This window comes from Xenorhabdus sp. PB62.4 (assembly GCF_014467285.1).
Classification (GTDB): Bacteria; Pseudomonadota; Gammaproteobacteria; order Enterobacterales; family Enterobacteriaceae; genus Xenorhabdus.
Map to the genome: position 1 here is coordinate 250,289 of NZ_NKHR01000002.1, position 14,257 is coordinate 264,545.

Annotated in this window: 3 protein-coding genes; all 3 read right to left on the reverse strand. The window is 46.6% G+C overall.

Features of this window, described 5'->3' with window-relative positions; translation table 11 throughout:
• Window positions 1-391: 391 nt before the first annotated feature.
• The 3 genes from rtxA to Xenpb_RS02935 are packed head-to-tail and all read right to left on the reverse strand — an operon-like array spanning window position 392 to window position 14,164.
• A complete protein-coding gene (gene rtxA, locus Xenpb_RS19845) occupies window positions 392-13,261 on the reverse strand; it encodes an MARTX multifunctional-autoprocessing repeats-in-toxin holotoxin RtxA (RefSeq protein WP_187653017.1) in 12,870 nt (4,289 codons plus the stop codon).
• 22 nt (window positions 13,262-13,283) lie between these two features.
• Window positions 13,284-13,745 (reverse strand): RTX toxin-activating lysine-acyltransferase RtxC, encoded by a 462-nt coding sequence (gene rtxC, locus Xenpb_RS02930; RefSeq protein WP_187653018.1) that lies wholly within the window; start codon window positions 13,743-13,745, stop codon window positions 13,284-13,286.
• A 35-nt stretch (window positions 13,746-13,780) separates the two neighbouring features.
• Window positions 13,781-14,164 (reverse strand): peptide chain release factor 1, encoded by a 384-nt coding sequence (locus tag Xenpb_RS02935; protein ID WP_187653019.1) that lies wholly within the window; start codon window positions 14,162-14,164, stop codon window positions 13,781-13,783.
• Window positions 14,165-14,257 lie beyond the last annotated feature (93 nt).

Here is a 14,257-nt window from a genome sequence, read left to right on the forward strand (position 1 = left end):
AAAAATCAGTAAACCAAATTACTTTCAACTATCATCAACATCCAATTTTCCCAGTACATTTTTAATGCCAGAGATAATTTCCGTATTCTATTATCTTTTCTGCTAAAAATTGTTTTACACTCCCTATTTGGAAGCCTGAAATATCTTAGGTATATAATGTCATGAAAAATTTTATTGACACCTTAAAATCTAGTACAAAGCCAGATATTTTCAAATTAAAATTATCACAAAATGAAATTATTTATCTCAATTAACACCCTATGCGCTATAACATATTGAATAAAAACAGATCTTACTATTTTGGTATAATGTGTTTACGCAAATAAAATGGCCCACAATCGTGGGCCATTTTCATTAATAAATATATCTGACGATCAAATCTATCCAGCCATCAGACCAGTTTTGATTTCCCGTTTGTCGTATCCGACCAAGCGGTTATGATGGTGGATTTCGTTTGGTTATCAAGCGAATCAAAAAATCCGCTGTCTCCCATATTAGGGGCAAATCCACTCATCGCCTGCACCAAGGAATCCACTGCATTAGCAGAGAGGGCGGTATATTCACGTTCGCCCTGTGCATCTTTATCCCCCATTTGGGTAACAATATCCGCACGGTTGCCATTGAAGTAGTTATTGAAGGTCACAGACCCCATTGCTTCAAACTGCCCTTGTGCCGACGTATCTCTGACATTGCGATGCGTCAGCAGAACCAAATCGTAACCACTACGTTGGAACCACAGGTTTTGCCAGTTGATATTGTTGAAAATAATCTTGTCACCTTGTTTGATATCTTCAACCACATTATCAATCGCACTACCGCTGACCATGAAGCGATTAACACCCATGCCACCTTTGAAGTGATTCTGATATCCGCCCAGTACCAGCAGGTCATCGCCAGCACCGCCATTAATCTGGCTGAACTTAGATACCGCATCAGCAATCAGGTGATCATTGCCTGTACCCCCATTGATCATCGCGTGATAACCCATCAGTTTGATAGCGTTGTTGCCCGCATTGCCGTCAATTCGGTTATAGTTACCAAATACCGTTGCAAAATCGTTACCTTCACCCAAATCTACCCGATTGTTGTTACCAATAGTGACGACGTAATCTTGATCTTCTCCGGCATCAATACGATTAAAGTTGCCGGAAGCCACGATATAATCGCGTCCTTTGCCACCTTCAACCATACCACCTTCACCAAAGACAAACACTTGATCATCCCCCGCTCCCATGTAAGCGTAGTTGATACGTCCGGCCAATACAGCAACGTCATTGCCTGCACCACCAAACATCATGTTTTCACTTCCCATCATGACGCCAGTGTTATTACCTGCACCACCCGCGAAGATATTGGAGGTTCCCACAGAATAGAAGACATCATCACCACGACCGCCCCAGAAGTTATTGTTATCTCCCAGATAAGCGCCGAGATCTTTACCGTCCCCTCCCCAGTTAAAGTTGTAGTTACCCAGTGAAACGTGGATATCGCCATCTCCTTGCAGATGACCACTCTTACGTAAGAAGTCGAAGGTTTTATCCTGCATATTCAACAAATCAGCAGTCAGGTTCTCTTTCAGATTAGCTACCAGAGATTCCATCTCCGTCCGCTTATCCTGATTGAAGAGAGTTGCAAACAGGTTTGGCAGGTTCAGGGAAGTCAATCCAAAGGCACGATCTGTCTGTGGTGCTTTAGTTTCCGCAGCAGATTTATCGCCTTCATCAATGGTGACACGCCCTTCTTGATTTTCATCAGGCGCTTTCGCTTTCAGCCCGTGGCTTTCAGCAAAAGATTTCACGCCGTCAGCCCCCATTTTCAACCCGGCTTTCAGGCTGTTGAGTAACTTGTCCCGATCAGTGAAAGCCTTCAACTGATCACCACTAAATTCACCGATGATTTCCAGCATTTCGCGCAGAATGGCAACGCCATCAACAGGCTGGTTTGAACGGGAGATAATGCCGCCATTCGGGGTGTAATCCACGCCAAAAATATCCGCCAGCGTGGTATCCGCGCTGACACCTACCAGATTTCCTAACAGTTTGTTCTTAATCTGGCGTGGCAAATCCGTTGGGCTAAAAGTAAATGTGGTTTTTGCCATGCCCGTGGAAGTATATTCCTGCGTCATCAGGCCAAACAGTGAACCCAGATTGGTATCCAGAATTGACTGGATATTGTCACCAAACATAAAGTTCCAGTTCCCCGTCGTGACTTGAATATCAGCACCCTGCCCGCCAACAGCAAAGTTGAAAACCAGCTTTTCATTCACCCGACGGAATTTCTCCGCCCGATTAGTTTTACCCATTTCAGGAGTATTGCCATTATCCCCCAACCACTGGTTGTATTTCTTGTTCAGTGTACTTTCGAGATCACTTTTCAGGCCACGGCTGCTACGTTCATTTTGAGAATCGAGATCAATCAGGGTGCTATAATCCACACTACTGGTCAAATCGAGGCCAGACAGATCACTGACATATTTCTTCGCACTTTCCAGTGTCCATTGTTGATCTTGCTTCGCCAGCCAATCCGGTGAATTAAACGATCCGGCAATGTCCTGCAATACACCAGAAATACGGGAAGCGCCATCAAATGGGTTAACCAACGGCGGGGTTGGAATGGATTTTTCCAGCATGACGATCAGATCGTTACTGCGCCCTGCATTGAAACTGACGTTGCGGTTACCCACAAACAGTTGTGCGCCTTCCAATGCCTGATAGCCAGCAATATCAACACTGTGTTTACTGTCACCATTGCCAATATGAACCATGACGTTATTGTCACCAAAAGCCAGAGACTTAAAGCCTCCCGTGCCTACTTTGATGCCCACATTGGTGGTTCCCCAGTTAACGGCTGTGAATTCCCCGTCACCAACTTGTAACTGAATATTGCCGGAATAGCTCAGTTGGTTGTTTGATGATGCCGCCGCTGAATGGTTATCCACCGCATCACGTTGTTTTGGTGCGTGGAATATCTCTGCATTGTCCGCAATAGCACCTTGCGCTTTTGCGCCAACATCTGTTTGCCCTACACGAGACAAGACGATGTCATTTTCAGAGATACCACGGCGGACTCGCTCAGAATGGCTTTCGATCTCACCTTTATCATTCCAACCCAACACAATCTTATTATCCGTGAGTTTATGAACCCACTGATCTTGCGCATCTTTCGTGTATTTGCGACCAACACGGTCTACCGCAACGTCACTGCTGCGCGCCGAGACGGTGGTACGGATACCCTGATTATCCAGTGCCGAAATAAAGCGACGGGCAAAACCTTCACGTTTGTCGTCGCCAATCAAGGAACAACCAACAAGGCTGATATGGTCAGGTGTACCGGCTTGTTTGAAATCAGCACTGAACTTTTTCAGTTTCAAAGCCAGTTCATCTGCGCTGTAACCACTTATGCGCGTATTTTTTTGTGTGATATCGTTTTCATCACGTCCATGCCCAACAATCTGCCAACGTAATTTGCCAGATGGTAATTGTCCAACGTCACCATACACCACACGATATTGACCATTGGCATCAAGCTGAACAATCACGCTGGAATCAGGATGTTTGCTTGCCAGACTTGCCGCTGCTTTTGCTGCAACAGGATCATTTTCAGTCTGGATAATGATCTGACCACTAAAGCGGCTATCGCTACCTTCAGACTGTGGTTTGACTACAATATTTTCCCAAGAATTGACGTCTTGGTTATTCACTTGAGCATGACTTTTTAGCGAGTCGTCACCCAACGGTTTTTTCATTCCGTCAGACGTGTCAATCGCTGTCGAAACGTTGAGAGTGAATTTGCCATTTACCGAGTTAGCAATGACTTTATCGATATTCGACTGCACAAGGTTAGCCGCCTGTTTGAAATTGTTACTTTCAACCTCAACCAGAACTTTTTCACCTTTCTTTGTCGTCACTTCCAGCGTCACGGCATTATCACGGTAATCAACGACACGCCCTGTCACATTTGAAGACAATTTAAAAGCCTTACCCTGTTCTTTCAGCGCGCGCAATACGTACTGTTGCTCACCTGCCCGCGCCTGCTGCCAGACTCCGTCATATTGGGTAATGGTGTCCTTCTCAAATGTATTGTAGTTAACATAGAAACTTTGATTGTCTTCCATGCTGGCTTCATATGTATAACCAAGCTTAGATTTATAGCCCGTTATTATTCCCTTATGGAAAGAGTCCATAAAGCGTTCGAAGTCTTTATAGTTATCAAATGACTTAATACCAAAGTTAGGATCATAGAATGACCAAATGGTTTGATTTTCCCCTTTATGTACAACGACTGCCATAGCATGGTCTTCAGACATAAAGGACATATACGTCGTTTTGTCTACGTCACGCAGTTTCTCCATCACAGACTCATAGCCGGCAATATCGTTACTCAGCGATCGGTCAATCCTGTCTCCCGTTAACCCATTGGCTTTCAATTTCCCGCCATAGGCTTGGTTGGCTTTCTGCCTCATGGATAATGAACCGGACATATCTTGAGTCTGGCTATACTGCATTGACAGCAGGTCTTGAATTGCCGGGCCGATATTTTGGCGGCGATATTGGCTAAGCAATGAAGCTTCAACCGAATGGATATCATTCTTTTTGTTCACGCTGTTGTCATTGTAGGCTTTGACCGCATCTGTCAACCACGACAAATACGCTTTACCGCCACCCAATCCATGCACCCGCTCTTCTATCAGGTAACGGGCGGACAAAGCGAAGCAAACACCTTCCAGAAATTCTTTCGATTCAGCGTGATTTCCATTAGTCAGGAGTACATTGCCTATTTCTGGCACCAGCTTGTCAAGGTTATTGAGCAGTGAGCTTCCCTGAGTGAAATGGAATGAATATTGATCCAACTCTTTTCTGCCTGATTTCGCATCAAAGAGGGTATAAATCATGTTTTCCACTAACCCTGCTTTTACTCTGCCATTTTCACGCTGAGGTTCAGAAAGCGTTGAAACAATCTGTTCAGCATACTGATTCATCAATCGGCCACTGGCCTCATGTCCATAGAAGGTATGCTCCCCGGATATCTGATAACCTGCCACGATAAGTTTAGCGCGCATTCTCTCCCCTGCTTCGCCCAACCCTTCGCTATCAGTCAGCAACATAATTGGTGTCTGTTTCGAGATCCCTTGCAGGTTTTTCTCAACCGAGAACTGACCATTAACCGCTTTCGCCAGAATGCCCGTTAACCCCGCCGGATTTGGCACTTCATGCGCAGTTATCGCTTTGGTCATGCTTGGCATTGGTCTGTCAAGCAACAAGCCAGAAACCGACTGTCCATTACGTTCTGCATAACGGGCAAGATCCGCCGCAACCGCTCCCCCCATTGAGTAACCATGAATGATGATATTTTCTGGCTTGATGCCGCGATCATTGACCAAATAACGGAACATAGTGCGGGCATCCTGATACAGCCCTTTTTCGCTTGGATGACCATCGCTGGAGCCATAACCCCGCATGTTCACCGCCAGCATATCAACACCCTGTTTTTTGTAGTTATCCTGGATGGCACTGGCTTGTTCTTCCGCCGATGAACCGGAACCATGAATGAAAAGCACCACTTTTTTGGCTGTGTTCTGCTCATCCTGATTCTTTTGGGCAGCATTATGGTAATAACCCGTCAAACGCCCGGCGTCACCCTGCAATGTGACTTTATCCGCCGTGCCGTCGGTGGCTGCCGCATCTAATATTATCTGGGTGCTGCTATGCACCTTACGGCGATCTTCTTTTTCACCGTAAAGCTCATCATTCAGGAAACGTGCCAGTGGATTGAGTGGATCTCTGTCACGCGGAGGTGTGCCGTCATTATCAATGGCAACTTTTTCCAGCATCTTCTCTTTATTATCAGAGTGCCCCAACGCCGCCAAATCTTCATCTACAATGCGATTTGTTTTTTTGACGATTTTCTCAGCCTGTGCTTCCTGCAATGCCTGTGCAAAATTGAAAAGCTCTGTTGGCGTCCAAACACCAAATTTGGGTCGCCATGTGTGGCCAATAACTTTATCTGCGCCGCCAGCCTTAAGCACTTTGGCAACAATGCTCGAACAGTTATCGGTCAGCAGTTGATAACGGCCATCCGGGTTCTGACTGATTTTATTCCATTCCGCCTGCATCGCCGCCGCATCCAATCCTGCCAGATTGATACGGAATACGCGCCCTTCATCGCCTTCGCTGGTTTTGAAGTCCCGAGTATTGTTCAGTTCTCGTTCAGCAAACTGACGGATAACATTAGCAATGCGTTTTTCTGTCAGCTCAGGTGATTGCTTGGCAGCCCTGCGCAGAGTTTCAGCAAAGCGTTTGCCCATCTCAAACACATCAATACCACCCTCTTCCAACCGTTTTATGAACGGCCGGGAAAAAGCTTCCGGTATGCCAGCGGATTGCAGTAGGTGAGGATTTTCCAGTACCGTCGTGGCAAACTCGTCGCTGATATCCGCGAATTTGGCATCAACGCCTTTGGCTATCTGAAGCTTTTCAATCAATCGCTTGTGGGCATCATCATGCAAGCCAAATTTATCTTGTTCTTCAGAAGCGACATCCTGCTCCAACGTTTCATTCCGAGTAGCCGGTTGGCTCAGGTCACGCCAACGTATTCTTAAGTCTGGATAGTCTTCGGTAGCGACATCAAAAATATGATTAATGTCGGATGATTTTCCACCTTTCGGCCACCAACTGACGTAGTTTTTCTCATTGAATTCACCAGCATCTTCCGCATTGAGCTGTATGCGCCCCTGCCCAATTTGCAGCGCGGCATGCCCCAATCGGCTATGATCACTCGGTTTCCAGACAAACAAGGTTGCGCTGACCGGAGACAATTGTTGTTCAATTGCCTGATGGATCTTTCTCAAGCCTGAGACATCAATACCCTTACCATCTTTCGACAAGTCACGGGATTGCAAGGTTGCAAAGACATTTTCTGCCACTGATTGACCATATTCTCTGCTCACGGCAGCTTTGATCTGTTCAACCGCTGTTTCTGCGCTCGCTGCTTTCATCGCAATCTGAATATTGGATTTACCACGGGTAACAAAATTCCCTTGTTCATCAATATAAAGATGCTTGGAATCTTTCAGGTTGGCGTTGCTCAATTTGCTGTAGAGATCGCTGAAACTGCCTTTGCCCGCACTTTCCAGCGTCGGCTCCACCAGCACCAATGATTCTTCCATGCGCACATTGATCTGCGACAACAAGTTTTTCAACGCTTGTGTACGTTCTGAATCCGGGTGCCCCAACAAATAACCTTCAACCTGATGACGCAAGTTGGTCAGTTTTTCTACCGCTTCCAAGTCATAATCTTCCCGGGTTTGCAGGAGATTTTCATAGCTTTTAAGGGCATCCAACACATTCTTATAGCTGTCACCGCGAATTTTGCCCTTAACATAAGCAGCGTCTTGCAATTCCGCCGCAGACATTAAGTCTGTTTTCGGTTTATAGTTCCAGCTACCGTCCACTTTTTCAGCCACGATACGGGTACGTCCCTGATCGTGGGAAATAATACGATCTTCCGCCAGATACAATTCCTCAGGCAGTTGGTCGTAATTGTCATAGTTAGCAAGGATAAAACGCTCAACGGCTTTGACTTGAGCTGAATCATCAGGATCTTCCACCATGATCGTCTTGAAGTCGTCACTGTTACTGTCCGGCCACGGACGGACTTCAAAGCTTTCATTATCATCGGACTCACGCACCAGCAAGTTGCGTTCTGTACGCAACCCATAGAATGGCAGTGCTTGGTTCAGCAGGCTGTCAATAGCACTGGTTTTGATATCCAGATTAACCAGCGTAGCAGAGACGGTTTCAGATATATCAACCGCTTTTTGCAACGCATGTTCTTCACCTAGTGCTTTCAGGCCACTCAGATCCAATCCCGAAATTTTCGGCGTATTCCTGACCCACTCGGTCACGGTATCAGTGGATTGGCTAACAGGTTGACTGACAGGTGTTTCGGTATACACAGATGTCAGGGTAGATCCGCCAGAGGCTTTTCTAGTCCGCACACCTGCATTGACCGGCAAGTGAGCCAAGACTTCTCTGAGACTGCCCAGTTCGTTCAGATCTTCACCCAGATATTGCAATTCTTCGCTGAATCCGCCATCAGCCTGAACCGTCGATTCAGGATTAATGTGACTCTTGGATTTTTCTACTTTTTCAATATTTTCAGAGTAGTTGGATTCATAATTCTGACCACGCTGTTCTGCTTTCTGCGCGGCTGCCTTGCCATCACGTTCCGCTTGTTCAGCTTGTTGCTGATAGCGGATGGCTTCGTTTTCCCTGTCTTTGGCTTGAATACGGGCTTCTTCAACATCCTGCTTGGCATGTTGGCGGTTTTGTTCAGCCTTGAGTACACCGACTTCTGATTTGGCAACCGCATCCTTGATATCACCCAGACGCGCTGTGGCCGCTCTTTGAGAATGATCCAATTGGTTTCGCGCAGTTTCGCTGGCTTTGTCCAATTCGGTCTGCACGCGTTCCAACAATCCATCGGCAAACTGATCATGCCATTGTTGACCGGATTCCCCGTGATAGGTGTTATGACTGTCCAGCGCTTCCAGACCTCTGGCTTTCGCCATCAACTCATCTGTTACCGCTTGGGCTTCGTCCTTGATCGCATCGCGTTGCGCCTGTCCATTAGCATTCAGGGCATCCAGATCCGTCGTTTCCAGTTGTGCTTGTGTGCCAGCAATTGCCGCCAGTTGTTTGTCTTTTTCCTGTGCCAGGCGCTGTTTATCCGCTTCCGCCCTTTCTTTATCCTGCAAGGCATTTTGTGAAGCTTTGTCCTGCTGCATATGCTCAGCAATGACTTTATCTGATTTATCAGACAATGAGGTGGCAGAAACATTATCCAGAACATAGCCCAGACCATCATTCAAACCGATCCCAGAAAATTCCAGTCGGTTGCTGCCCGCTTTGGCCTTTAAGGTCAATGCCTTATTTTGCCATTTGACATCACCATTGGCGGCTGCAAAAACAACCTCACCATTCCACCACACTTCCAGCCCGTTATCATCAGAGCAACCCGCACGTCTTGCAAAATCGAACTGAACGGTAATTTCTTCATCCGCGGCCAGATCCTGAATATCCTGATAGATATGTGTGTTACCGCTGACATCAAGCTCACTGACAGTATTACCATGCCCTTCAACACTGAGGCCGTATGCCTGAGCAGAGTGGCTGGCTTCAATGCCATTAGTGGATTTCCAACCCGTCGCACCTTGTTCAAAGTCACCATTGACGATCAGATTGCGTGGCTGGGAAGAAGTGATCCGTCGATCATTGCCAAGTGAATTCTGGATACTTTCCATGTCCGGGGTATCAACGCCCGTTACAGAACCTTTCAGGCTTTCCTGCAAATCAGAAGTGATTTCATCAACTTCTGTCAGCTTAAAGCCATTCAGAGAAGAAACTTCCGGCAAATTAATGGCTCCGCGCCCTTGATGGGTTCCCGATGTATTGGCTTCATCGCCATTGACCAGATAGCTGATCCCCTGACTGCCCGCATGACCTAACAATGTTTGTTTAACATTATCAAACAGCGCATCCAGTTTATTGCTTTGGGTATTGCTTTCTGCCACGGCAAGGCTATAGAAATCACCGTTACCTACCTGAATCGCCACGTTGTTGCGGGCATAAGACGCATTGATATTCAAGCCATCACCCACACGGATGCTGGTATTACCCTTGCCTTTCATAACCGAAACATTCAGGCCGTCACCCACGCGGGTATTGACGTTGAGTTTACCCCAAGCCACATTGACGGAAACGCCATCACCGACTTTGGTATTAACGTTCAGGTCGCCATGAACAGCAGTCACGCTTAACCCGTCACCCACTGTCGTCGTGATGTTGCCCTTGCCTTTGGCTGCCGTGACCTGCATACCATCACCGACTTTGGTGACCACATTGCCTTGGCTCCACAACGCGTTGAAGCTGTCACCATCACCGATTTGGGTTACAAGATTGACATCACCTTTGGCAAGCACAACATTGCGGCCATCCCCCACTTTGGTGATAACGTTAGCTTTACCCCAGGCACCTGTATAATCATCACCATCACCCACATGGGTTAATATGTTAGCCTCCCCCTGAACAACGGTAACTTCCTGACCATCACCCACTTTGGTAATGATGTTCGCATCACCTTTGGCAAAGTTATAGCGAGCACCGTCACCAGCATGGGTCATGATATTGGCTTTGCCCCAAACAGCATTGATGCCCAATCCATCGCCCACTTTGGTGATAATGTTAGCTTCACCTTTCGCAAACCCGACCGTCGTGCCATCACCAACATGCGTCATAATGTTGCCGATTTTGGAAATCAGCAGGCCCACGGTGGTTCCTTCACCCACTTTGGTCAGAATATTGCCTTTGCCAGCCAACAAGGCTGCCGTGGTGCCATCACCGACATGGGTCGCCACATTGGCTTCAGCCGCCGCTACAACGCCCATAAAGTCATTGCCGACTTTCGTTACAATATTGGCTTTACCTAACGCCAGTACCCCCGTCAAACCATTACCGACATGGGTCATAATATTGGCTTTGCCAAACATCGCAGACAGCGTTGTGCCATCACCCACTTTCGTCATGATGTTGGCCGTACCAGCAAACAAACCAATACTGGTTCCTTTTCCGACATGGGTATAAATGTTGGCTTTACCCGCCATTAATGCCGCTGTCAGGTCATCACCCACTTTGGTCAGCACGTTTGCACCGCCAATCATGGCCGCAAAAGTGGAACCATGACCAATCTGAGTAAAGATATTGCCTTTACCAATCATGGCAGAAAGCGCGTCACCGTTACCCACTTTAGTTGCAATGTTGCCTTTGGCGATCATCAACGCAACGCTGGTGCCGTTACCAATGTGGGTGTAAATATTGCCAAATGCCAGCATCAATGCCAGTGCATCGCCGTTGCCGACTTTAGTGAAGATATTCCCTGCACCACCCATCAGCGCCCAGGCATTGCCCATTCCGACATGGGTGAAAATATTACCAACCCCGACCATGGCCGCAATCGTTGTACCATCACCGACTTTGGTGAAGAGGTTGCCTGCCGCGCCCATGATGCCCAGCGTTTGCCCATCACCAACATGAGTCAAGACGTTGCCCAAACCCAACATAATGCCCGTGGTATCACCATGACCGACCTTGGTTAGGATATTGGCGCCACCAAGCATAATACCGGTAGTTTTGCCATCACCAACATGTGTCAGAACATTGGCACCACCGCCCATGATGGCCTGTACATTTCCTTTACCCTTTTTCGTCAGGATATTGGCGCCGCCTAGCATAATACCGACAGTTTTGCCATCACCAATATGGGTCAGGACATTGACACCACCGCCTATGACAGCCTGTACATTCCCTTTACCCTTTCTCGTCAGGATATTGGCACCACCAGCGCCACGAAACTCCGTATTACCAAACTCAGAGCTATGTTCAATAACATTAGCACCGCCAGCACCATAAAAGTAAACATTGCCACGGGTCACGTTGGATTTGATGATATTGCCGCCACCCGCACCTGCATAATGAATATCACCAGAACTGTCACCGCTGCCCGTTGTCGATTTGAACAGATCAAGCTCACTGTATTCATGTAGATCAGGCACACGACCGGATGTTGTGCGCACAGCGTTAACGCGGTAATGAAGATCACTCAGTGAATAGCTACCGGTTCCCATATAGTGGTAACCGTTGGCAAGGGATATATTTTCGTTCGCCAGGTTTGCTGTATGGTTACCTTCCTTATACCAGGGGCGAGCGATATATTGCAGCATTCCTGTTTTTGGATCGTTCCTCAGCTCAACCACCACGACCTTGGTGTATTCACCAAGTTGCTTAGCATAAACATAGGTGTTCGGCGACCGGTTGGATTTTACGGCTTTTACATCAACGGTAGTTCCATCGCGGTAAATGGCATAACCGCCCATTTTCGCGTCTGACAAAGTAATATCTGCTGCGTCAATCTGGACACCATTGCCGTAATTCACCCATTCATTTTCGGTCAGTTTTTTCTCAACCGCATAAATCGTTACCTGTTTCCGTTGTTCAACGGTCAGATTCGATAACGTGTATGCACCGTCAGCACCGACTGAATTAAAGCCACCCTGACCAGAGATATCTTGTTTTTCCAGCCCTTTGAGATGCTTGCCTTCTTTATACCAAGCCGTTGAAAAGTATCTCAGTTTGCCAGTTTCAGGATCATTTCTGAGCTGAACTTTGTTGATTTTAGTGTGAGTCCCATCCTCAAATGCAAACAGGTAAGTGTTTGGTTCCTGAGTCGATTTAAGACCTGTGATCTGATGATCGCTCCCAATCCATGAGCCATTCATAATGGCATTTGTCAGCACAACCTCTTCAGCCTTGGCATATTCCATCCCTTCGCTGCCGAAGTCATTGGCTGCCCCCTTGCGGGTAATTTCGTTATAGGCGCCTGCCCCCGTAAAATAGATATTACCGTGTGCAACATCGGAGTAGAGGCTATTGTACCCACCACCACCTTCAAACCGGACATCTCCCCGGGTTTCAGAGTAGGCGTCATCTGCCTGACGTGTACGTTCAATACGGTTATAAGCACCCGCACCTTTCAGGGTTATGTTGCCAACTTTACCCTTACGAGAGAGATGGTTATATGCTCCACCTCCCGTAAAATCAATATTACCTGTTTCGACTCTGGAGCTGATGACGTTTGCAGCACCCACTCCCTTAAAGGTCACATCTCCCTGAGAGCCCTGATATTTGTCAAACCAGGTCCGATCGATCACATTGCCAGCACCTGCGCCATTAAAGGACAGATTGCCCTGATTGGTTTCATGCCAAAGTGTATTGTATCCGCCAGCCCCATCAAACCTGATATTTCCTTTCAATCCCTTACGGTTCAAGCTGTTATAGACTGATCCACCTGCGTATGTTATATCGCCATAATTACCGGTGTGTGTTATCGACACACCACCCGCTACACCGGCAAAGTTGATACTACCGTTGGCACTTTTATTGATTTCTGCATAGCCGGCCCCCCCTTTTACCGTCAGGTTTCCCGTAGTGTCATTGACCTTAAGATAAGCCGCTCCTGCCTCAACGATATCGTGCCCAGAGCCTGTGTAAACCGTAGCACCAAGTGCCCCTACCTTAATATGATCATCGCCGCCGTAAGCATATATTTGACCACCAATTCCAATGGCGTCGATGACATTATCATCATCATCACCGTAGTAATTCCCCGTAACGAAGAACTCAACACTTCTCCAAAATGGTTTTCCCATATATAGATCTTCTGAGTAAAAGTTAAATCGAAAACCACTGTACCTTGCGGATACAGCGGTCATTTTGAATATCCAGAGTTCCCCTGACTGTGCAGGCTTTTTGCCCTTTCCATGCAGCAAATACCCGACGACGGAGATCGTGGGCAATGCCACGGGCATGTCCGAAAGGCGCAATCATTTCTGGAAAAAAGATATGCTGACCAGAACGCCAGTCTTTCAGCGATATTTCCCGCTCTCCCGCAAGAATCGCTTCCCGACTGCTGTCAGACAAAAAAGCCCAATTACAAAAAGCAACTGGGCGTTTATGTTCATCTTCGTAATAGCAAAACTGATTAAGCTGGAATGATGGCAAGATTCGTTGTTGCCACTCAGCAACCAAATAGCGTCGGTGCAAAGGGGAATGTTGACAAAGCAACATTACCCCACCAATCATTGCCTGTATTTCAGTCGTACTCAGTGTTGCTGATTGATGTGTGATCATCATAAGTGAGCAACCACTTGACTAGGAATGTACTGATATTATTTTGATGTTTCTGAATTGCGTGTTACGCGCTTTTTAGGCTCAATGGATTCTGCAACATCAGTGGATTCTGCAACAACTGCATCAGTTTGTGCCGGTGTCTCAGTTTCATTTATTTCTGGCATAGGTAAAAAACCTGCGGCAATCAGTTTATTGATTTCAGCTTCCATTCTGGGATCTTCAAGCATGTTTTTTACCATGGAAACCATATACATAAAACCAGATGCAGGCATATGAATAGTTTGTTTTAATTGCAATTCCTGATCACTTTCTGCCAATATGCCATTTGCCATTCGATTAGGATCTTGACCAACAAAATAAAGGGAGAACACACCTTTGTTATAATTAACGCTTGAAATGGTTTGAACGAATTTCTCAGACATATCATTATCCATTAAATAAATATTGCTTTAATGTTAAAATATCATTAAAACAAAATGATTAAATCACGAATGAATTCCATATTTATTATGGTT